Genomic DNA, 20,842 nt, shown 5'->3' on the forward strand with positions numbered 1-20,842 from the left:
ATTTCAACAAGGCTTACGATGAGTATCTCCTCGTTATAAGCCTTATTGATTTCCTTTCTTTTCTTTCGCTAAATAAGAAGTCCACTTATGGAATACAATACCTCTGAACTGTGTGATATCTATCTCGAACACGTTGATGTTGTTGAGCCTATGTTCAGCTCTTACGGTGGACGCAGCTCTTTTGGCGGTCAAATAACCACCATAAAATGTTTTGAAGATAACGGTGTTATTCGCCAAGTCTTAGAACAATCAGGCGTAGGGCGAGTGTTATTAATTGACGGTGGTGGTTCACTACGACGTGCATTAATTGATATCGATTTAGCTCATTTAGCGCAAGAAAATCAATGGGAAGGGCTGATTATTTATGGCTGTGTTCGCCATGTTGATGAGCTAGATGAATTAGATCTTGGTATTCAGGCGCTTGCCTCAATCCCAGTGGGCGCTGATCAACGTGATATCGGTGAGGTTGACGTTGCAGTCAATTTTGGTGGGGTGACCTTCTTACCAGAAGATCATATCTATGCTGATAATACAGGGGTTATTTTATCGCCTGAGCCTCTTGATATCGATTAGACATACTGCGAGCAATCAATAAAATTACGGCCCGGTATGCTGTCGTTCCTGAAAACAACATACCAAGCCGAAAACCGAAACAGATAAACTGAAATCAGTATTATTCTACGTGTTCCATTTTGCCTAGTAGGTTGCGTACGCGCTCCTGCCATGCATTATGATCTTGACGTAGTTTTTCATTTTCTTCATTTAGACTTTCACGACCAGAGCGTAGTTCTTGCGCTTCCATCGAAAGTTGAGAGTTTTGCTCTTTTAATTCATCAATTTCCATTTGTAGAATAGAAATTGTATCAATTGCCATCTGAACTTTGGCTTCTAGTTGTTCTAACATTTCTAGAGACATATTGTTTACCTGATCTTAGCCCGTATGTTGGCTTAGTCATTAAGCCAATCACCTACGCGCGAGTTAAATTCACATTCACCTCTATTCTAACGAGGCAGCGACTATCTGACATCCACAATTCTAATGCTTTTGGGCAAACGGATGAAAATCACACAAGTCTGATATAATTTTTGCAAAGTGGATCAAATATTCGCCCACTGAGACAACCAAATACAGCGCGAAGTTCATTTTTAATCGAATCTCAGCTTTATTTGCTCTCTTCCCTGTCAAAAAAACATCAACGAATAAGCTTAACTGTCACCTAACTTACGCTTTCTTATTTATATCCTAATTTGTACACAGTGTTTAGACCCAATACCACCAATATTGCTTTTTTGTCACGATTCATTCATTGATATTCTGTCACCAAAAATAACGCTAATCATTAGCATGACCACATGCAGGATATAATAGTGGCTTGTCATCAAAACCAGAATTTATACACAGCGATTAATACGGGTTATGAACATTGCAATACTGCCCTTTATTTTGCGCAATCGTTTCACCATCCCTTATGTTAAAATCGACTCAGTTTATTTATCTAATCGATTTTATATCTGGAGTTATCATGAAACGCGATTTAGCAATGGCATTCTCACGGGTTACAGAAGGGGCGGCACTAGCGGGCCATAAATGGCTTGGTCGTGGCGATAAAAATGCTGCTGATAATGCTGCGGTAGAAGTGATGCGTATTCTACTTAATCAAACTGAAATCAATGGCGAGATCGTAATTGGTGAAGGCGAAATTGATGAAGCGCCAATGCTCTACATCGGTGAAAAGGTGGGCTGCGGTGGCGATGCTGTTGATATTGCAGTCGATCCCATTGAAGGAACACGTATGACAGCGATGGGACAAAATAATGCCCTCGCTGTATTAGCCGCGGGTGAAAAAGGAAGCTTTCTAAAGGCGCCTGATATGTACATGGAAAAACTGGTGGTTGGCCCTGCTGCAAAAGGCGTGATTGATCTTGAGAAGCCACTCGTTGATAACTTGACGGCTATTGCTAATGCTCTAGGTAAATCATTGCAAGATTTAGTCGTGATCACCCTTGCCAAGCCTCGCCACGATGAAACGATTAAGCAAATGCAAGCAATCGGTATTCGTGTCTTTGCCGTGCCTGATGGCGATGTGGCGGCGTCTATTCTAACTTGCATGCCAGATAGTGAAGTCGACGTGATGTACTGTATCGGTGGTGCGCCAGAAGGTGTTGTTTCCGCCGCCGCGATCCGTGCATTAGGCGGTGACATGCAGGCGCGTTTACTTCCTCGACATGAGGTAAAAGGTGATACCACAGAAAACCGCGAACTCGGTGAAATTGAAATTCGTCGTTGCCACGAAATGGGTATTAAAACCAACACATTACTGCGTATTGAAGATATGGCAAAAAGCGATAACGTGATTTTTGCAGGGACAGGTATAACCAAAGGTGACTTACTAGAAGGCATTCATCGTCAAGGTAATATCGCGACAACGGAAACCTTATTGATCCGTGGTCAATGCCGTACTATTCGTCGTATTAAGTCGACCCATTACCTTGATCGTAAAGATGACATTGTAAAATCGCACATCATCTAATTACGATATTCACATGCAAGAAAGCGTACTTCGGTACGCTTTTTTTCCCACCTCTCACTCCTAAGAAGCAAAATCAACGCAACCCGTTAGAATGGTAAAGAGATTGCTTTATTTAATGAGCTGATCCCATAATACCTAGAGAAATGAATATATAGGTAGCTATGAAAACCATCGAGAAAATCCTCTATCACTTAAAAAATGAAGGTCCTGTCACGGCAAAAGTATTGGCTGAAAAGTTCTCCGTTACTACCATGGGAATTCGTCAGCACTTACAAAGCTTAGAAGATGAAGGGCTGGTTGATTTTAACGATGTCAAAGTCAAAGTCGGACGTCCTACCCGTCATTGGCAATTAACAGAGCAAGGACATCGTCGTTTTACTGATCGTCATCATGATTTAGCCGTACACATGTTAGAGTCAGTTGAAGATCTGTTCGGAACATCAGGGCTTGAGCAAGTTATCGCAAAACGCGAACAGCAGACTTACGAACAGTATCAACAAACATTACAAACGTGCGAAACACTCAAAGAAAAGCTCGAACACCTCGCTCAATTACGTACACAAGATGGGTATATGGCAGAGCTTATAACAACGCACGATGGGTATACCTTAGTTGAAAATCACTGCCCTATTTGTCGAGCAGCACAACATTGTCCTGCGCTATGTCTCTCAGAACTTACGGTATTTAAACGCCTTCTTGGAGAAAACATCCGTATTGAACGTGAAGAACATATCATTTCAGGTCAAAGGCGCTGCACTTATCGAATAACATCATAGAATTAGGAGGCCATAATGGCTGATTGGATTCCTGCTCAAGTTATTGCAAACCGCCACTGGAATAATAATTTATTCAGTTTGTCATTAGCGGCAAACATCGAGCCTTTTAAAGCTGGGCAATTTACCAAGCTCGGCTTAGAGATTGATGGCCAAATGATCCAACGTGCCTATTCTTTTGTTAACCCTCCCCAACAGCCAACCATCGATATTTACGCCACAAGGGTTCAAGGCGGGTTATTGTCACCACGACTCCACCAACTAGAAGAAGGTGATACAGTCCTGATTTCTGCGCGCGCCAATGGCTTTTTTACTCTTGATGAAGTCCCACAAGGCGATCACCTTTGGCTACTTGCAACAGGGACGGCTATCGGTCCTTACCTCTCTATTTTGCAACAAGGCGATGTCTGGCATCGGTTTAGAAAGATCGTCTTAGTTCATGCGGTTCGTTTTGCCGCAGATTTAAGTTATCAAGCAGAAATCACACAATTAAAGCAGCAATATGGCGATCAACTTATCGTCCAGCCTTTTGTCAGCCGAGAACCGTCTCCTCTTTGCCTGACAGGAAGGATCACTCAAGCCCTTGCTGATGGGCAACTAGAGCGCCATGTTGGGCTAACATTACATCCAGATCAAAGCCAAATTATGTTATGCGGCAACCCTGAAATGGTAAAAGAGACTAAAAGTGTGCTAGAAGCGCGAGGATTTGCTAAAAATTTACGCCGAAAACCGGGACAAATTACTATGGAGCATTATTGGTAATCATTAACACCCGATGAGTTGTATCAAATAGGAGATATATGCATTAAGTTGCCATTTATCTCCTACTAATCTCACCTCTAAGACGCCATACCCGTTATCTTTTCATATACTAAAGGTAGTTGTACGGATGGAGTTGACGATGGATACGCTACCCAATTTTGATGATATGGCAAAAATGGCAAAAGAAGATCCAGAACAATTCGAACGACTACGCCAACAATTAATAGAAGATGCAATAAACCAAGCACATGACAGCATGCAACCACGCCTAAAAGCACAGCAAAGTCATATCGATCTAGTTATTAGTCGTGGAAAAAACCCACTTCACACCACCATGTTGTTGCGAAATGAATTACAACGCCAATTAGTTCGCTTTGCCGAAACCCTCCAACACCCCTATAACCAAGAAAATGCTGAGATCACGCCGATTTCATCTCATCCCAAACAATCCAAAAACACAGATAAAAGCTCTTTCTAACTACGCTTCCTGCAAGAAATTAACTATATTTTGAAATATTTTGAAATTATGAGTTCACTTTTCGCCTTGAAAAAGGTACAACCGAGCTCATTAATGATTTTGGACAGTAAAAATAAACCATTGTTGGTATATTTTTACTACATCAAGTTAAGTTAATTACATCATTTAAATTTGGAGAAAAGCTATGCGCCATCCTGTGGTTATGGGTAACTGGAAGCTAAACGGTAGCAAGGAAATGGTCTCTGGCCTTATCAAAGGTCTTGATGCAGCACTTAACGGTGTTGAAGGTGTTGACGTAGCCATCGCTCCACCAGTAATGTACTTGGATCTAGCTGAGCAGCTACTAAGCAAAGCGAACAGCAAAATCATCCTTGGTTCTCAAAACGTTGATCTACACAACAACGGCGCATTCACAGGTGATATTTCTCCTGCAATGCTTAAAGAATTCGGTGCTAGCCACATCATCATCGGTCACTCTGAGCGTCGTGAATACCACAACGAATCAGATGAGTTTGTTGCTCAAAAATTCGCATTCCTAAAAGAAAATGGCCTAACGCCAGTTCTTTGTATTGGTGAGTCAGAAGCACAAAACGAAGCTGGCGAAACAGTAGCTGTATGTGCGCGTCAACTTGACGCAGTTATCAACACTCAAGGTGTTGAAGCACTGAACGGCGCAATCATCGCTTACGAACCAATCTGGGCTATCGGTACAGGTAAAGCAGCAACTGCTGACGATGCACAACGCATCCACGCTGCTATCCGTGCTCACATCGCTGAGAAGAGTGAAGAAGTCGCTAAGAACGTTGTTATCCAATACGGCGGTTCTGTTAAGCCAGAAAACGCAGCTGCATACTTCGCACAACCAGACATCGACGGTGCTCTAGTTGGTGGCGCAGCACTTGATGCTGAAAGCTTTGCAGCTATTGCTAAAGCAGCAGCTGAAGCGAAAAACTAATCATTCTTGTTGATTAGCCTAAGAGGTCACCTACGGGTGGCCTTTTTGTTTTTATCGCAAAAAACCGTCCTTTACCGATTTCAAGGTAATAAAAAAGGCCGATAATAATCGACCTTTTTTCTCTCTTACTGCTCGATAAATCTCTTAAAATAACTTCTCAGCTAACTCATAAAGATCGTTACGAACAGGGCGACGCATATTTTCAATTGCATCGATGATATCGTGGTGAACAAGTTGCTCACACTGAATACCTACACAACGACCACCTTCACCTTTTTGAAGAAGATCAACTGCATATGCACCCATACGAGAAGCAAGTACACGGTCAAACGCTGTTGGTTGACCGCCACGCTGAATGTGGCCCAATACTGTTGCACGAGTTTCACGACCTGTTTCAGTTTCAATGAACTTAGCCAGTTCATTCACATCAGTCATTAGCTCTGTGATAGCAATAATTGCGTGCTTTTTACCTTTAGCAATACCTTCACGGATATGCGTTAGTAATTTTTCTTTATCTAGACCAGTTTCAGGTGTGATGATGTACTCACAACCACCAGCAATCGCAGACATTAGGGTTAAGTCACCACAATGACGACCCATCACTTCTACAATAGAGATACGTTGGTGTGAAGATGATGTATCACGTAAACGGTCAATTGCATCGATAACCGTATTCATTGCTGTCATGTAACCGATAGTGTAATCAGTACCTGCAACGTCATTATCGATAGTGCCAGGAAGACCGATACATGGGTAACCCATCTCAGTTAACTTCTTCGCGCCCATGTATGAACCGTCACCACCAATAACTACTAATGCATCAATGCCATGCAGTTTTAGGTTCTCAATCGCTTTTTCACGCACTTCCACTTCTCGGAATTCAGGAAAACGCGCAGAGCCTAGGAATGTACCGCCTTTGTTGATCACATCAGATACACTTTTACGATCTAGCTTTTCGATACAGTTGTTATAAAGACCTTGGTAGCCATCATAAATACCGTACACTTCTAGACCTTCAGTTAACGCTGCTCGAACTACGCCGCGAACTGCTGCATTCATACCAGGTGCGTCACCACCACTGGTCAAAACACCAATCTTCTTAATCATGGTTACCCTCTGACTTTGGGAATTGAAAATCAAATCCGACACGATTATACCGAGGTTCCCCTGCTCGATATCACAGCAACACCCGTGCTGTGCGTGTAAAAACTGAAACTTTTCTACTTACGTAGGAGTATTACAAGTTTGCAAAAATATTTAGTTGATTCATATCACGCAAGGTCGGGATTCAATCAAGCTTCTTTTTACACAAAAATTAACCTTATCTCTTTCGTTTTAAGCTGACGTTGCTACATAATCAGCCCGATTTTTCGTGTACTTGATGATCCATATGCCTATGGTGTGTTCAATATCACGCAGTATAGCCGTTTTATGATGACAATTAATAACAAAACCTACGAGAAAATACGATCATCGAGGTGATTTTTTTATGAGGGCTCTAACTCCTGAGTAAAAAATCAAAAAAAAGCCACAACAGAAGTTATGGCTTTCTTTTTTTGTCTTTATTACTCAAACACTCAGTGTGTTTTTTTCTCAAGTTTCATAAATCGCTTTTCGGCATGCTGTTGCTTTAATTCCACATATTTTGCTTTTTGCTCTGGGGTCAAAATATTCAACATTTGATGGCGCTGTTTTAATCGCTCAACACGGTGCTCGGCTTGTTTCTCTGACATACGATCGACCAATTGACGTACCGCTTGCTCATCAAAATTATCTGCCAGTACTAATTTATCGAGTGCTTTGTGATCTGTTTGCATTTCAGTGCGATTAGCCTGTCGCTCCGCTTTCATCGCTTCACGATCTTTCTCTCGTAAGGTTTTCATTTCGGCTTTTTGTGTATCAGTCAACTCTAGCTGTTTAAACAGGCCACGCTCACCATGATGTCCTTTCATACCATGTGAGTTCGGAGCTGCCATTACTGACATCGAACCTAATACCATTGGTACTGCAATCGCCATCATCATTGTTTTTTTGAACATTTTCATGCTTGTATCTCCAACTATTTGGGTGCGGCAACCTGTGCCATTGTGCTTGGTAATCATAATAACGGATCACAAGTAAAGCGTTGTCGAGTAAACGTAAAGCTACGTAAATCAATGATAACGAAACTTGGCGTTCACGCTGACATTAGCGATACTAGGCTCAAAACTTCATCACTCTCTTTATCTTTGCATAGGTTTGACCATGGCGAAAATTTTACTTGTCGATGACGACATTGAGCTCACAGCATTATTAAAAGATATTCTAGAGCTAGAAGGCTTTGATGTGATTGAAGCCAATAATGGCCAGCAAGGATTAGAAAAGGTAGATAACAGTATCGATCTGATTTTACTTGATGTCATGATGCCAGTAATGAACGGCACTGAAATGCTACGTCGCTTACGAGAGTCCCATTCAACACCTGTGATGATGTTAACCGCTAAAGGTGATGAAATTGATCGTGTGCTTGGTCTTGAACTCGGCGCTGATGATTACCTGCCTAAACCTTTTAGCGACCGAGAGTTGTTAGCGCGTATACGCGCAGTATTGCGCCGTACTCAAGCCACGAATGAAAAAACCACTGAAAAATCAGACCTACTCACCTATCAAGACATTACGATTTATCCCGGACGACAAGAGGTGCTTTGTCAGGAAATTCCAATCGAAATGACAGGCACAGAGCTCGCTTTATTAAGCTATTTTATTCAACGCCCAGGTCAGATTATTGCCAAAGAATCCTTAAGCCTAGATGTACTCGGTAAACGTTTAGCTCGTTTTGATCGCGCCATTGATATGCATGTATCCAATATTCGTAAAAAGTTGCCAGAGCGCTTAGATGGTAAGCCAAGGATTAAAACCTTACGCGGTAAAGGTTACTTATTAGTTGAGGAAGCATAATGAAATTTCCGGGGCTCACTAGCCTTTATGGCCGTATTTTTGCCATTTTCTGGTTTACCCTTTTTGTTGTCGTCGTGACAATCGTTTTGTTATTTCAACTCGATCCTCGAACAGGGCAAGCGATCCCAGAGCCTCACCTTAAACGCCTAGAATATACCGCAGAAAATATTAACCAAAAGCTCAACACCCCACGAAACGAAACCGTTAAAAGATTGCAGCTAGAACAAAAACTCAAACGCTTAACAAAACGTAAAAATAATCATGATATCCAGATTTATTTTACGACTCTTGATGGCGACATTATCTCACCACAAAAACACACTAAAGCATTGCGTAACTTTATTACTATTGCTGATAACCCAAGTGCCCCTAAGCAACGTTTATATGGTCGCTGGATGATGGCTGGCCCCTTTACGATCAATACGCCGAAGGGTGATATTTATATGTATAGCAGTCAAATATGGCGTGGCCCTTCCCCGTTTATCATTCAAATTTTGGATAAGCCATTTAAGCTCCTACTCGTGACAATGCTTGTCAGCACCCCCTTTTTGCTCTGGCTCGCTTGGGCAGTCACACGCCCAGCAAGACGTTTACAACAAGCCGCAGAGCGTGTCGCACAAGGTGAGTTTACCGCCGATCCAAATTTAGAAACCGGACCACGAGAATTTAAACAAGCTGGCGCAAGCTTTAACCAAATGGTAGGGGCATTAAATACCATGATCAGTGGACAGCAACGTTTACTGTCAGATATTTCGCATGAGTTACGCTCACCACTCACTCGTTTACGGATGGCTACCGCATTAGCTCAACGCAAACAAGGGGAAAGCCGTGAGCTAACCCGCGTTGATACTGAGGCTGAACGATTAGAAACCATGATTGGCGAATTACTTGAATTATCTAGAATGCAAGTCAATAGTCATCAACAAAATGAAAGGCTTGATAGCCAAACACTATGGTATGAGATGCTTGAAGATGCTCGCTTTGAAGCTGAACAATGCCATAAAACTTTACGTTATAACGCGCTGCAAGATTGGCCGATTAATGGCAACCCTAACCTATTGATCAGCGCACTAGAGAACGTAATACGTAACGCGATTAAATACGGCAATGACGTCATTGAAATACAGTTTACGGTTCAACAGCACCTGCTCACCATCACGATTGATGACAATGGTGACGGTGTGCCTGAGGCGGAATTAGATGATATCTTCCGGCCCTTTTACCGCGTCTCCACCGCACGAGATCGTGACAGCGGAGGCACTGGGCTTGGTTTAGCTATTACAGAAAGTGCGATTCGACAACATAGAGGAACAATTAAAGCGAATAATAGCTCCCTTGGCGGATTGAATATTACTATTACTCTGCCTCTGGCCTGTTAACACCATTAAAGAGATACTCTTGATAAACCAGCGACACTTTTGAGCCGAAAACGTTGCATGTCATTAAAGTAACGAGGCTTTCATACTCTATCTCCATTGGCATGACCATATTGATCATTTATTGACTTAAAATCGTCCAGATCAATATACAAAGCTAAAAACAGACACACTCTTAGTGGAAATAATCTTTATGCTCAGGCCATTTGCTTGTTTATACTGAGCTTGTCACAATGTGTTATCTTTAGCTGCTAATAAAGCGATAAATTATGTTTGATATTGCGTTATATGAACCTGAAATTGCCCCCAATACGGGTAACATTATTCGCCTCAGTGCGAACTGTGGTGCTAACTTGCATTTGATTGAACCATTAGGATTTGATTTAGACGAGAAAAAAGTACGCCGTGCTGGTTTGGATTATCATGATTTAGCGCATGTCCATCGCCATAAAGATTTTGCTGCTTTCATACAAGCAATGGAAGGGCGTCGTATTTTTGCCTGCACCACCAAAACCACTAATTTCCATACTAATGCGAAATTTAAGCAAGGTGATGTGTTACTTTTTGGCCCAGAAACTCGTGGCCTACCGGCTGAATTTATTGCCAGCCAGCCCCTTGAGCAACGCTTACGTATTCCAATGCAACCCGATAGCCGCAGCTTAAACCTTTCCAATGCAGTTGCGATTATTGCGTTTGAAGCATGGCGACAAATGGATTTTAACGGCGCGGTATAAAACAGAAAAAGGCGATCAATGATCGCCTTTTTTTCACATTCAATATGTCTTTTATTGAACATAACGATGGCTAAATACCATCACCTTCAATAAACGTTTGCGAGTTACCATTAAATTGCTGATCCATATCCATCGATGGTTTATCAGAATTTGGTCGCCCAACCACTTTGGCAGGAATACCAGCGACAGTGGTATGGGGAGGTACAGAATTTAACACTACCGAACAAGAGCCTATTTTCGCCCCTTCACCGACTTCGATATTGCCTAACACTTTAGCGCCAGCACCTATCATCACCCCTTCACGGATCTTCGGGTGACGATCGCCACTCTCTTTCCCCGTACCACCTAATGTGACGTCCTGAAGAATTGAAACATCATTTTCAATGACAGCGGTTTCACCAATCACAATACCGGTCGCGTGATCAAACATGATCCCTTGACCGATTTTTGCCGCAGGATGCACATCGACTTGGCAAGCTACCGAGATTTGGTTTTGTAGATAAACCGCTAAGGCTTTTCGATCTTGTTTCCACAACCAGTTAGCCACACGATATCCTTGAAGAGCGTGACAACCTTTAAGATAAAGTAATGGAATAGAATACATCTCAATAGCAGGATCACGTTCAACAACAGCACAAATATCACGTGCTGCCGATTCAACTATCGAACAATCGCTAGCATACGCTTCTTCGATGACCTCACGAACAGCCATCGCTGGCATCGATGGTGTCGCCAATTTATTGGCAAGTATATAACTCAATGCAGCAGCAAGATCATCATGCTTAATAATCGTGGCATGATAAAAACTCGCAAGCATTGGTTCATGCTCTGACTGCTCTCGTGCTTCCTGCTTGATCGCTGGCCAAAGCTGGTGTTGTTGACATTGCTTCACGTCATCCTCTGCTTACTTATCTATTCTTCTTATAACTATACTTAATTAGTCAGGTATTACTTTAACCTGATTGCAAAAAAAAACAACGCGAGCCAGGGCTCGCGTTGTTGAAACAGAAGATAATAAGGTTGTTACCTTTATATCTTACTGTTATTCATATTTTTTCTCGCGTGCGAGTAATTCTTTAGCAGCCTCACGAGCATCTTTACCTTGATAAAGTACTTGATAAATTTGCTCAGAGATCGGCATCTCAACACCATAACGTTTAGCTAATTGCCAAACCTCTTTGGTATTACGATAACCTTCAACAACTTGACCAATTTCCTGCTGTGCTTGCTCTACACTTTTACCTGCACCTAGTGCTAAACCAAAACGACGGTTACGGGATTGGTTATCGGTACATGTGAGTACTAAGTCACCCAATCCAGCCATCCCCATAAAGGTTTCAGGCTGTGCACCTAATGCCGCGCCAAGACGACACATTTCCGCAAGACCGCGGGTGATCAACGCTGTACGTGCATTGGCACCAAAGCCAATACCGTCAGACATACCTGCACCAATCGCAATCACATTTTTTACCGCGCCGCCTAGTTGCATCCCCGTAAAATCATTATTGCTATAAACTCTAAAGGTTTTATCACAATGAATCTTTTCTTGAAGATCAGCAACAAACTCCGCATCCGGTGATGCAACAGAAATAGCCGTCGGTAAACCCGCAGCCAGTTCTTGGGCAAAGGTAGGGCCTGATAACACTGCAAGTGGAATATCATTACCTAAAGCATCGACTGCGACATCTTTTAACAGGCGTCCAGTTTCTGGTTCTAACCCTTTGGTCGCCCAACAGACACGTGAATCTGAGCGTAAGAAAGGTTTTACTTGTGATAATACTTGACCAAATACATGACTTGGTACAACAACAAGTAAATCGCGGCTACCTTCAACAGCATCTTGTAAGTTTGACGTTACAATTAACGATTCAGGAAAGTGCACACCAGGAAGAAACGCTTCATTGGCACGATCAATTTCCAATTGTGCAATATGTTCTGGGTCATGGCCCCATAAAATAACATTGGCACCATTTCTGGATAACGCAATAGCAAGTGCTGTGCCGTAAGAGCCAGCACCTAATACTGCCATTGAAATCGTATTATTTGCGTTCTTAGTCATAATTGTTACTTTGCTTATTAAGCTTCAGCGTTTGCTTCTGCTTGGTTTTGTAAGTAGTTCATGAACAATGCATCAAAGTTTACTGGTGCTAGGTTCAATTGTGGGAATGTACCCTTAACGACTAAGCTTGAAATTGTTTCACGCGCGTACGGGAATAGGATGTTCGGGCAGAATGCACCTAGGCAATGTGCTAGTTGTGGTGCTTCCATACCTGCAACAGAGAAGATACCACCCTGCTGAACTTCACAAAGGAATGCATTCTCTTCTTCATTCTTAACTGTAACAGTCAGACGAAGTACAACTTCATACACACCTTCAGCTAGTTCGCGACTTTGAGTATCAAGATCCAATTTCACATCTGGGTTCCATTCTTTTTGGAACATATCAGGTGAATTAGGCGCTTCAAAAGAAACGTCTTTTAGGAAGATACGTTGAATTTGAAAGTTTTGTTGTGCTTCTGTATTTGCTGCTTCAGCCATTTCCTGAGTCCTTTTTGATGCTCGCTATTACGAGACTTAATGCGCCAGCACAGTGCTAACCACAGGCTGTATTGAATAAATAGACAGCGGTATGACTACGCGTACCGCACATCAAACAATGCGTTATTTTTTACCTTTGCTTTTTACTAACGGCAGGTTTGCTTCGTTCCAAGCAATCAGACCGTCTTTTAGTACATTAACATTGGTAAAACCCGCTTTACTCAAATCATTTGCGGTTGTTTGAGCGGTTTGACCTGTCTTACATACCACAATGATTGGGGCTGTTTTATGTTTTTCAAGCTCTGTAATGTTTTGTTCTTTAATTTGGCTTGGTAAAGCGTGAAGTGAGCCTGCAATATGACCCTTACGGTATTCGTCACGAGAGCGAATATCAACAAACACTCCTTCTTCACGATTGACTAAAACTGTTGCATCGTTAATACCAATTGTTTTATACGTTGCAGTTTTCTCTTTGACCATAGAACCGATGATAGCCACAACTAAACCGATCCAAACTAGAGATAAAATAGGGTTACTGGTTAAAAATTCAATATATTGTTGCATTTGCTTCGCTCTGTTTCATGGCTAAATGGCAGCCAAGATTAACGGGATTTTTAAAGGTTTTGAGTATACCGTTGTTACCTATCATGTACAGCAACGGGTATTCATTCCGCGCTTTAACTCACTTGTTGCTATTAATAAGTGATGCGCACCACCCAGTATAAAAGCGAATCTCGCACTTACCTATTAATGAAATAGAGAAAAACTGTGATCTAGGGCTTACACTCAAGACAATAAATGCATATATTTTGTCGAATAGGTCACAATACGCTCGACAGTAAGTTTGAACTTCTCCTACTGCTTTCAATACTTTCTGTAGTAAAATCACATTAATGGATATTACAATTACCTTAAAAATGCTTTTATATTAAGCAGTTAAGGCAATTGATATAGATTTTCATTTATTCGAAGAGGGACAGAACATGTCTGCGAAGAAACCACTTGCACTTGTTATTTTAGATGGTTGGGGCTACCGCGAAGACAATGCGGATAACGCCATTGCTAACGCTCAAACACCAGTAATGGATGGGCTGCTTGCTCAAAACCCTAACACACTAATTTCAGCTTCTGGTATTGATGTTGGTCTACCTGACGGTCAAATGGGTAACTCTGAAGTAGGTCATACTAATATCGGTGCAGGCCGTGTGGTATACCAAGATCTTACTCGTATTACTAAAGCGATCAGCGATGGTGAGTTTTTCGAAAATGAAGCACTTGTAACGGCTATCGACAAAGCAGTAAACGCAGGTAAAGCGGTTCATATCTTAGGTCTTCTATCTCCTGGTGGCGTACACAGCCACGAAGATCACATTGCTTCTGCAATTGAAATGGCAGCAAAACGTGGCGCAGAGAAAATCTACCTTCACGCATTCCTAGATGGCCGTGATACGCCACCACGTAGCGCGAAGAATTCACTGGTTCGTTTTAATGAACTATTTGCCAAGCTAGGCAAAGGACGTACCGCATCACTGATTGGTCGTTACTACGCAATGGATCGCGATAATAACTGGGATCGCGTTGAAAAAGCGTACGATCTTATCACTGCTGCTAAAGCGGAGTTCACAGTCGCTAATGCCGTTGACGGTCTAGCTGCGGCTTACGAGCGTGATGAAAATGACGAATTTGTACAAGCAACTGAAGTGCGTGCTGAAGGTCAAGAAGCAGCAATCGTGGCAGATGGCGATAGCGTTATTTTCATGAACTACCGTGCTGACCGTGCGCGTGAAATCACACGTGCATTTGAGCCAGGTTTTACCGATTTTGCGCGTGCACAATTCCCACAATTATCTGACTTTGTAATGCTAACGCAATATGCTGCAGATATTGAACTAACAACAGCATTCAAACCAGCAAGCCTAGACAATACATTAGGCGAATGGCTATCGAAGAAAGGCAAAAAACAGCTACGTATTTCTGAAACAGAAAAATACGCGCACGTAACCTTCTTCTTCAATGGCGGTAAAGAAGATGAGTTTGATGGTGAATCACGTCAACTTGTTGCTTCACCAAAAGTAGCCACTTACGATCTTCAACCTGAAATGAGTGCACCAGAGCTAACTGATAAGCTTGTTGCCGCAATCAAAGGTGGTGAGTTCGATATGATCATCTGTAACTACCCTAACGGTGATATGGTTGGCCATACTGGTGTTTACGACGCTGCAGTGAAAGCGTGTGAAGCACTAGATACTTGCCTAGGTAAAGTCGTTGCAGCGATTAAAGAAATGGACGGTCAGTTACTGATCACTGCCGACCACGGTAATGCCGAGATGATGGTTGACCCATCAACCGGTGGTATCCACACAGCACACACTAATCTACCAGTGCCACTTATCTACGTAGGTAGCAAAGACTTAGAACTTAAGTCAGGTGGTAAGCTGTCAGATCTTGCGCCAACGATGCTTTCACTAACAGATATGGAAATCCCTGCAGAGATGTCTGGTCAGGTGCTATACAATCTGAAATAATTATCTCCATGCGAGATATGATTAGAAAACATCTAAACAAAAAAATCCGCGCCAGTGCATTATGCACTGGCGTTCTTTTATGCATGACATTTGCCGTTCCATGTGCAGCGTCCAGTCAAAACCAGCTCGATGGCGTAAAACAGGAAATCTCACGTCAAAAAAATCAACTGGCAAGCAAGCAAAAGAAATACAACAGCTTGCAACAAGATCTAAAACAACACGAACTGAACATTGCCAAAGCTGCGAATGATATTCATGCGACAAACAATCAATTAGCAACCATTAAACGCGCTATTGATAAGTTAAATACGGAACAAACAGAACTAGAACAAAAACAGAAACAACAGAAAGCCGTTGTTGCTTCAATCTTAAATGCCCAATTTCGCCAAGGCCAAGACAGTGATATCGCCAGCTTATTAAGCGGTGAGGATTCAACACGCCTTGATCGAATGACAACCTATGCTGAGTACATCAGTAAAGCCCGTGTTAATGCCATCGATGCCCTTGATGCCACGCAAACTGAAATTCAAATGAAAGTGCACCAGCTCAACGAGCAAAAAACGGAGCAGCAACAAGCACTCAACACTCTTAAACAGCAAAAACAAACACTCGATCAACAGCAGCAATCACGTCAAAAAACGCTATCTAGCATTAAAAGTCAAATCGATAGCAGCAGTGAAGATTTAGCTGAACTACAAGCCAACGAAAGACAAATGCTCGCTGCCATTGCCAAAGCGAAAGCGGAAGCAGAAAGAAGAGCCCGTGAAGAAGCGGCAAGAATTGCCCGTGAAAAAGCGGCAGCTCAAGCACGCATAAAAGCGGCAAAAGAAGCCAAAGCGCGTGCTGCAGCTGAAGCTGAAGCACGTGAGATTGACAGACAATATGCAAACCAACAGGCACGTGTGCCGATGGACGGCCTTGCTCGCCATAAAGGCAAACTATACTGGCCAGTAAAAGGAACTATTTTGCATAATTACGGCTCGCACCAGCAAGGGCAATTACGCTGGAAAGGCATGGTATTTAGCTCGCCAATGGGGAGCCAAGTAAAAGCGATTTATTCTGGTCGCATTATTTTTGCAGACTGGCTACGTGGCTATGGTTTGATGATTGGTATTGATCACGGTAAAGGTGACATGAGTTTCTATGGCTATAACCAAACACTACTGAAGAAAGTCGGTGATACGGTCCAAGCTGGAGAGCCAATAGCCTTAGTCGGTGACAGTGGTGGCCAAACCCAACCCGGACTCTACTTTGAGATACGCCGTAAAGGCCAGCCAATAGATCCTAAACCTTGGCTTGATTAAGCTCCACTCTAATACTAAAAATAAAAAGGTTGGTGATAGTTATTATCCCAACCTTTTTTAATATCGCTTCTTTCGCAACGGATTTTTAACGCTTTGCTTGCTGTTCCTGTTGTTCGTAATACTGTTTCAATGCTTCTACACGTTCGCAGCCTAACGGTGTTGCCAGCGGCCTTACAATATTAAGTATCTGAATAACACCTTTATAGATAACCGTTGGGGTTATTTTAGCACCAGCGACTTGGGTCGTTTGATAGCTAATCCAACTTGATGCTACCATCAACAACGTCTCAGCCAAGGTTTTCAAATCTTCATCATCGATATCAACCAATCCACCTTCTTTTAAGCTTTGCATCAATATCGCGATATTACTGCGAAGTTGCGCCTGTGCTTCGAGATATTTAAGCTGTAATTCAGGATCACGACGTAAAATATCAGGCAAATTTGCGTAGAAAAAACGATAGCGCCACATCAGCAAAAATACGGCATCGAGGTAACTCAACAGACTTTCTGTCGTTTCCGCTTCACTACGCGGTTGAAAGCTCACTTGTAAGTCAGTGGCATATAAATCAAAAATACTGTGGATGATCTGTTCTTTATTTCTAAAATGATAATAAAGATTACCCGGACTGATCGCGAGATCGGCGGCGATATGGTTCGTCGTTACGTTTGGCTCTCCACGCTCATTAAATAACGCTAAAGCAGCATGAATAATTCTGTCTCGGGTTTTCATTTGATTGACTTCCTTCGCCCTTCTTCTACATATAATGTATCATAAGTTAACGTTTTTTTTGCTCTGTAGCGCCATAGCTACAAGTTGTTATTTCATCAATGAAGGATTTTCTCCCATGATAATTGTTACTGGCGGCGCCGGCATGATCGGCAGCAACATCGTAAAAGCCCTTAACGAGCAAGGTTGTAACGATATTTTAGTGGTGGATAACCTCAAAGACGGGACTAAATTTGCCAACCTTGTCGATTTAGACATTGCCGATTACATGGACAAAGAAGACTTCATCACCCAGATTATGGCGGGAGATGAGTTCGGAAATATTGAAGCCATTTTCCATGAAGGTGCTTGCTCAGCAACCACTGAGTGGGACGGTAAATACATGATGCTCAATAACTATGAGTACTCAAAAGAGCTTTTACATTACTGTTTAGAGCGCCAAATCCCGTTCCTTTATGCTTCATCTGCAGCAACCTATGGTGGTCGCGATCATGATTTCATCGAAGAAAAGCCATACGAAGGTGCACTGAACGTTTATGGTTATTCGAAACAACAATTTGATAACTATGTTCGCCGTATTTGGCAAGATGCTGAAGCACATGGTGAGAAACTATCGCAAATCACTGGCTTCCGTTATTTCAATGTGTATGGCCCGCGTGAGCAACATAAAGGCAGTATGGCCTCTGTCGCCTTTCACCTAAACACTCAAATTAATGCAGGTGGCAACCCAAAACTGTTTGAAGGCTCTGAAACCTTTAAGCGTGATTTTGTTTATGTTGGCGATGTATGCAAAATGAACCTATGGTTCTTAGCAAATAGTGTATCCGGTATTTTTAACTGTGGTACAGGCAATGCTGAATCTTTCCAAGCAGTAGCTGATGCTGTCGTTAAATATCATGGCAAAGGTGAAGTTGAGTCAGTTCCCTTCCCTGAGCACCTAAAAGGTCGTTACCAAACTTACACCCAAGCAGATCTGACTAAAGTGCGCGCTGCAGGCTATACAGAAACGTTTAAATCTGTTGCTGAAGGCGTTGCAGAATACATGACAATCCTAAACAAATAATAACGATATGATTGATAACCATTACGATAAACAAGCTTATAACCCACAATTTGAATGGTCTTTTCTAGCACCTAAATATTGGGGGACATGGCTTGCCGTTATCCTCGCTTCTCTATTTTGCTTGCTGCCCCATAACGCACGCCGCGCAATTGCGAGTACCTTTGCTAAACAAGCTATCAAGTTAAAGAGCAAATCAAACCATCGTGCGCGCGTAAACTTACAGATGTGCTTTCCTGACAAAACCGATGCTGAACGTGAAGATATTCTACTGCAAAGTATCACCACCGCAGGTACATTCTTGCTGGGATTTGCATCGTTAAGTGTACGTAGCAAATTTTGGTTAGAAGATAATACCGTGATCCGCGGGATGGAGAATCTCACCACTCTCACCGATCAGCAGCAAAGCGTGATTTTGTTAGTCCCTCACACTTGGGCGATTGATATTCCTGCGGTACTGCTTGCATCACGCGGTTTACCTGTTTCTGCAATGGCGAAAAAGCAGAAAAACCCAGTCTCAGACTGGTTGATGCATCGTCAACGTGTGCAATACGGCGGCCGTGTTTATGAACGCAGTGGTGGTATTAAACCGTTTATTAAATCGATTCGCGAAGGGTACTTAGGTTACTACTTACCCGATGAAGATCTTGGCCCTGAGCACAGCGTATTTGTCGATTTCTTTGCTACCACCAAAGCAACAATGTCAGGTCTTGGCCGACTGTCTAAATTAAGTCGCGCAAAGATCGTACCGCTTTTTGCGATGTACAACAGTGAATCAGGTAAATATGAATTAGATTTCTACCCTGCTCTGCCTTTCCCTAGTGAAACTGAAGAGCAAGATGCCCGCATGATGAACGAATGTATCGAGCAATACGTGAGTGAGCGTCCAGAACAATACATGTGGATTCTGCGTTTATTAAAGACACGACCTAATAGTGATAAGAATCCGTATGAATAAATACAATATGTTAAAAAATATCAATGCCTTTACTATCACTTTACCTGTGCTGTGGATTCTAACTGGTCTATTTACAATACATAATGGTGATAAAATATTAGTTACACTTACACTTTTATCTCTACTATTAACATTAATTACTTATAAATTTGAGGTATTAAAAAGAAATTTTAAAAATAAATACCTCCTTATACTGGTAGTATTATTTATATACTCTGCCTTAGGTGAAGTTTTCCACTTCGAAACACCTATAATATTTCGAGCTATTGCGACGACATTAGTGTTAACACTTTTCCTTCCATATGACTTAATATCACCAAAGCGGATCTGTATTTATAGTCTTATAGGAAGTATAATTTCATTATTTTTTGTAAGTTATAATATTTTTGTTTTAAATATTGAAAGGGGATCTTTAGATATAAATCCAATCCCATTTTCAACTTACCTATGTGTACTATCTGCCTTATCTCTAGTTTGTTTTTTTTGTATCCGTGATACTAAATATAAGATAATTTGTTTACTCTCAGTAATATTAAGTTTTATTGCTGTAATGCTAACAGAAACAAGAGGCACTATTTTAGCGCTTATCATTACATTAGTTTTATCGGCAATTTACTTTATTATAAAGAGAAGTGAAAACAAGAAAAAAAGCATACTTTTTTTTATTATTATTTCTGCTTTTATGGTAGTTATTAGTTTTCCTGTTTTAAAAGATCGTCTATATGATAAAACTGCTTATGAATTTTCACTCATAGAAAAAGGCAATGATAGTTCATCAATAGGGATTAGGTTAAATCTCTGGAAAGCAGGTATTCTCACCATTGAAAACTCTCCTTTCAAAGGTACAGGAAATAACATTCATCCAGCAATTAAGAAGCTCATGGATGAAGGTAAGATATATAAGAATAACTTTTATTTCACCCTAATACACTTTCATAATCAGTACATAGATATAGCTGTGAAATGGGGAGTTCAAAGTTTAATTATTCTCCTGTTATTTTTATTAGTCCCTTTATTTACACTTAATAAAGAAGATGACTTTACCAAAATAAGTTTTTATTCTTTGACATCAATATTTATGATAGCAGGCTTAACTGATCCACCTTTAGTTAACAAGCAACTCTTTATTCTTTTTCTTACTCTACTAGCAATAGTATATGGTAAAAATAAGATAAAATGAGAAA

General features: G+C 41.6%; 23 protein-coding genes. 14 read left to right on the top strand and 9 right to left on the bottom strand.

Features of this window, described 5'->3' with window-relative positions:
* Positions 1–87 precede the first annotated feature (87 nt).
* Entirely contained in the window at positions 88–573 is a 486-nt protein-coding gene (gene rraA, locus C9J46_RS09735) for a ribonuclease E activity regulator RraA (RefSeq protein ID WP_107207477.1), read from the top strand.
* A gap of 100 nt (positions 574–673) precedes the next feature.
* On the opposite strand, the gene zapB is transcribed toward rraA, so the two are convergent.
* Positions 674–916: a cell division protein ZapB gene (gene zapB, locus C9J46_RS09740; protein ID WP_107207476.1), complete on the bottom strand. Its 243-nt coding sequence runs from the start codon at positions 914–916 to the stop codon at positions 674–676.
* A 607-nt stretch (positions 917–1,523) separates the two neighbouring features.
* Here zapB and glpX point away from each other — a divergent pair.
* From glpX to tpiA, 5 genes are all read left to right on the top strand, one after another.
* The gene (gene glpX, locus C9J46_RS09745; RefSeq protein WP_105061123.1) at positions 1,524–2,531 is read left to right on the top strand and encodes a class II fructose-bisphosphatase; all 1,008 of its coding nucleotides are present in this window, start codon (positions 1,524–1,526) and stop codon (positions 2,529–2,531) included.
* Between the two features lie 161 nt (positions 2,532–2,692).
* Positions 2,693–3,307, top strand: coding sequence for a metalloregulator ArsR/SmtB family transcription factor (locus C9J46_RS09750; RefSeq protein ID WP_107207474.1), 615 nt, complete (start codon positions 2,693–2,695; stop codon positions 3,305–3,307).
* 15 nt (positions 3,308–3,322) lie between these two features.
* Positions 3,323–4,066 carry a ferredoxin--NADP reductase gene (locus C9J46_RS09755; protein WP_107290832.1) on the top strand — a complete coding sequence of 248 codons (744 nt, stop codon included), beginning with the start codon at positions 3,323–3,325 and terminating at the stop codon, positions 4,064–4,066.
* A 139-nt stretch (positions 4,067–4,205) separates the two neighbouring features.
* A complete protein-coding gene (locus C9J46_RS09760; protein WP_107290833.1) occupies positions 4,206–4,544 on the top strand; it encodes a DUF3135 domain-containing protein in 339 nt (112 codons plus the stop codon).
* A gap of 184 nt (positions 4,545–4,728) precedes the next feature.
* Complete coding sequence (gene tpiA, locus C9J46_RS09765) at positions 4,729–5,499, top strand: triose-phosphate isomerase (protein WP_105061127.1); 771 nt, start codon at positions 4,729–4,731, stop codon at positions 5,497–5,499.
* Positions 5,500–5,643: 144 nt separating this feature from the next.
* On the opposite strand, the gene pfkA is transcribed toward tpiA, so the two are convergent.
* Together pfkA and C9J46_RS09775 are read right to left on the bottom strand one after the other, a co-directional pair.
* Entirely contained in the window at positions 5,644–6,606 is a 963-nt protein-coding gene (gene pfkA, locus C9J46_RS09770; protein ID WP_107207471.1) for a 6-phosphofructokinase, read from the bottom strand.
* Positions 6,607–7,076: 470 nt separating this feature from the next.
* Positions 7,077–7,544 (bottom strand): Spy/CpxP family protein refolding chaperone, encoded by a 468-nt coding sequence (locus C9J46_RS09775; RefSeq protein WP_105061129.1) that lies wholly within the window; start codon positions 7,542–7,544, stop codon positions 7,077–7,079.
* Positions 7,545–7,743: 199 nt separating this feature from the next.
* Between C9J46_RS09775 and C9J46_RS09780 the strand changes: the two genes are divergently transcribed.
* Both C9J46_RS09780 and cpxA read left to right on the top strand, forming a co-directional pair.
* Positions 7,744–8,436 (top strand): response regulator, encoded by a 693-nt coding sequence (locus tag C9J46_RS09780; RefSeq protein WP_107290834.1) that lies wholly within the window; start codon positions 7,744–7,746, stop codon positions 8,434–8,436.
* Positions 8,436–9,815, top strand: a complete 1,380-nt coding sequence (gene cpxA / locus C9J46_RS09785; protein WP_107290835.1) for an envelope stress sensor histidine kinase CpxA — start codon at positions 8,436–8,438, stop codon at positions 9,813–9,815. The genes C9J46_RS09780 and cpxA overlap by 1 nt, the downstream gene beginning before the upstream one ends.
* Before the next feature lie 80 nt (positions 9,816–9,895).
* Here the strand turns inward: cpxA and C9J46_RS21940 are convergent, their stop codons facing one another.
* Positions 9,896–9,985, bottom strand: a complete 90-nt coding sequence (locus tag C9J46_RS21940) for a diguanylate cyclase domain-containing protein (protein ID WP_107247081.1) — start codon at positions 9,983–9,985, stop codon at positions 9,896–9,898.
* 96 nt (positions 9,986–10,081) lie between these two features.
* On the opposite strand from C9J46_RS21940, the gene C9J46_RS09795 reads away from it, so the two are divergent.
* On the top strand, positions 10,082–10,546 hold the full coding sequence (locus C9J46_RS09795; RefSeq protein ID WP_107207467.1) for a tRNA (cytidine(34)-2'-O)-methyltransferase: 465 nt from the start codon (positions 10,082–10,084) through the stop codon (positions 10,544–10,546).
* A 70-nt stretch (positions 10,547–10,616) separates the two neighbouring features.
* On the opposite strand, the gene cysE is transcribed toward C9J46_RS09795, so the two are convergent.
* The 4 genes from cysE to C9J46_RS09815 all read right to left on the bottom strand — a co-directional run bounded on the left by cysE (position 10,617) and on the right by C9J46_RS09815 (position 13,648).
* Positions 10,617–11,438 (bottom strand): serine O-acetyltransferase, encoded by an 822-nt coding sequence (cysE, locus tag C9J46_RS09800; protein ID WP_107207466.1) that lies wholly within the window; start codon positions 11,436–11,438, stop codon positions 10,617–10,619.
* A gap of 150 nt (positions 11,439–11,588) precedes the next feature.
* Entirely contained in the window at positions 11,589–12,605 is a 1,017-nt protein-coding gene (gene gpsA, locus C9J46_RS09805; protein ID WP_107247077.1) for an NAD(P)H-dependent glycerol-3-phosphate dehydrogenase, read from the bottom strand.
* Between the two features lie 17 nt (positions 12,606–12,622).
* Complete coding sequence (secB, locus tag C9J46_RS09810; RefSeq protein ID WP_045083845.1) at positions 12,623–13,084, bottom strand: protein-export chaperone SecB; 462 nt, start codon at positions 13,082–13,084, stop codon at positions 12,623–12,625.
* 123 nt (positions 13,085–13,207) lie between these two features.
* The gene (locus C9J46_RS09815) at positions 13,208–13,648 is read right to left on the bottom strand and encodes a rhodanese-like domain-containing protein (RefSeq protein WP_005371904.1); all 441 of its coding nucleotides are present in this window, start codon (positions 13,646–13,648) and stop codon (positions 13,208–13,210) included.
* 419 nt (positions 13,649–14,067) lie between these two features.
* Here C9J46_RS09815 and gpmM point away from each other — a divergent pair, with 419 nt between their 5' ends.
* Entirely contained in the window at positions 14,068–15,609 is a 1,542-nt protein-coding gene (gpmM, locus tag C9J46_RS09820) for a 2,3-bisphosphoglycerate-independent phosphoglycerate mutase (RefSeq protein ID WP_107247075.1), read from the top strand.
* Between the two features lie 8 nt (positions 15,610–15,617).
* Positions 15,618–16,913: a murein hydrolase activator EnvC gene (envC, locus tag C9J46_RS09825; RefSeq protein ID WP_107260621.1), complete on the top strand. Its 1,296-nt coding sequence runs from the start codon at positions 15,618–15,620 to the stop codon at positions 16,911–16,913.
* A gap of 85 nt (positions 16,914–16,998) precedes the next feature.
* On the opposite strand, the gene C9J46_RS09830 is transcribed toward envC, so the two are convergent.
* Positions 16,999–17,643 carry a TetR/AcrR family transcriptional regulator gene (locus tag C9J46_RS09830; RefSeq protein WP_107207462.1) on the bottom strand — a complete coding sequence of 215 codons (645 nt, stop codon included), beginning with the start codon at positions 17,641–17,643 and terminating at the stop codon, positions 16,999–17,001.
* Positions 17,644–17,758: 115 nt separating this feature from the next.
* Between C9J46_RS09830 and rfaD the strand changes: the two genes are divergently transcribed.
* The 3 genes from rfaD to C9J46_RS09845 are packed head-to-tail and all read left to right on the top strand — an operon-like array spanning position 17,759 to position 20,838.
* Positions 17,759–18,703, top strand: coding sequence for an ADP-glyceromanno-heptose 6-epimerase (gene rfaD / locus C9J46_RS09835; protein WP_045083840.1), 945 nt, complete (start codon positions 17,759–17,761; stop codon positions 18,701–18,703).
* A gap of 7 nt (positions 18,704–18,710) precedes the next feature.
* Entirely contained in the window at positions 18,711–19,658 is a 948-nt protein-coding gene (gene lpxM / locus C9J46_RS09840; RefSeq protein ID WP_107290836.1) for a lauroyl-Kdo(2)-lipid IV(A) myristoyltransferase, read from the top strand.
* Positions 19,651–20,838 (top strand): O-antigen ligase, encoded by a 1,188-nt coding sequence (locus C9J46_RS09845; RefSeq protein WP_107290837.1) that lies wholly within the window; start codon positions 19,651–19,653, stop codon positions 20,836–20,838. The genes lpxM and C9J46_RS09845 overlap by 8 nt, the downstream gene beginning before the upstream one ends.
* Positions 20,839–20,842 lie beyond the last annotated feature (4 nt).

It is taken from the genome of Photobacterium sp. GB-36 (assembly GCF_003026135.1).
Taxonomy (GTDB): Bacteria; Pseudomonadota; Gammaproteobacteria; order Enterobacterales; family Vibrionaceae; genus Photobacterium.

Bases quoted from the DNA above. Each gene is read 5' to 3' on its own strand.
- rraA (WP_107207477.1), top strand. From the start codon at position 88: ATGGAATACAATACCTCTGAACTGTGTGATATCTATCTCGAACACGTT.
- zapB (WP_107207476.1), bottom strand. From the start codon at position 916: ATGTCTCTAGAAATGTTAGAACAACTAGAAGCCAAAGTTCAGATGGCA.
- glpX (WP_105061123.1), top strand. From the start codon at position 1,524: ATGAAACGCGATTTAGCAATGGCATTCTCACGGGTTACAGAAGGGGCG.
- C9J46_RS09750 (WP_107207474.1), top strand. From the start codon at position 2,693: ATGAAAACCATCGAGAAAATCCTCTATCACTTAAAAAATGAAGGTCCT.
- C9J46_RS09755 (WP_107290832.1), top strand. From the start codon at position 3,323: ATGGCTGATTGGATTCCTGCTCAAGTTATTGCAAACCGCCACTGGAAT.
- C9J46_RS09760 (WP_107290833.1), top strand. From the start codon at position 4,206: ATGGATACGCTACCCAATTTTGATGATATGGCAAAAATGGCAAAAGAA.
- tpiA (WP_105061127.1), top strand. From the start codon at position 4,729: ATGCGCCATCCTGTGGTTATGGGTAACTGGAAGCTAAACGGTAGCAAG.
- pfkA (WP_107207471.1), bottom strand. From the start codon at position 6,606: ATGATTAAGAAGATTGGTGTTTTGACCAGTGGTGGTGACGCACCTGGT.
- C9J46_RS09775 (WP_105061129.1), bottom strand. From the start codon at position 7,544: ATGAAAATGTTCAAAAAAACAATGATGATGGCGATTGCAGTACCAATG.
- C9J46_RS09780 (WP_107290834.1), top strand. From the start codon at position 7,744: ATGGCGAAAATTTTACTTGTCGATGACGACATTGAGCTCACAGCATTA.
- cpxA (WP_107290835.1), top strand. From the start codon at position 8,436: ATGAAATTTCCGGGGCTCACTAGCCTTTATGGCCGTATTTTTGCCATT.
- C9J46_RS09795 (WP_107207467.1), top strand. From the start codon at position 10,082: ATGTTTGATATTGCGTTATATGAACCTGAAATTGCCCCCAATACGGGT.
- gpsA (WP_107247077.1), bottom strand. From the start codon at position 12,605: ATGACTAAGAACGCAAATAATACGATTTCAATGGCAGTATTAGGTGCT.
- secB (WP_045083845.1), bottom strand. From the start codon at position 13,084: ATGGCTGAAGCAGCAAATACAGAAGCACAACAAAACTTTCAAATTCAA.
- C9J46_RS09815 (WP_005371904.1), bottom strand. From the start codon at position 13,648: ATGCAACAATATATTGAATTTTTAACCAGTAACCCTATTTTATCTCTA.
- gpmM (WP_107247075.1), top strand. From the start codon at position 14,068: ATGTCTGCGAAGAAACCACTTGCACTTGTTATTTTAGATGGTTGGGGC.
- envC (WP_107260621.1), top strand. From the start codon at position 15,618: ATGCGAGATATGATTAGAAAACATCTAAACAAAAAAATCCGCGCCAGT.
- C9J46_RS09830 (WP_107207462.1), bottom strand. From the start codon at position 17,643: ATGAAAACCCGAGACAGAATTATTCATGCTGCTTTAGCGTTATTTAAT.
- rfaD (WP_045083840.1), top strand. From the start codon at position 17,759: ATGATAATTGTTACTGGCGGCGCCGGCATGATCGGCAGCAACATCGTA.
- lpxM (WP_107290836.1), top strand. From the start codon at position 18,711: ATGATTGATAACCATTACGATAAACAAGCTTATAACCCACAATTTGAA.
- C9J46_RS09845 (WP_107290837.1), top strand. From the start codon at position 19,651: ATGAATAAATACAATATGTTAAAAAATATCAATGCCTTTACTATCACT.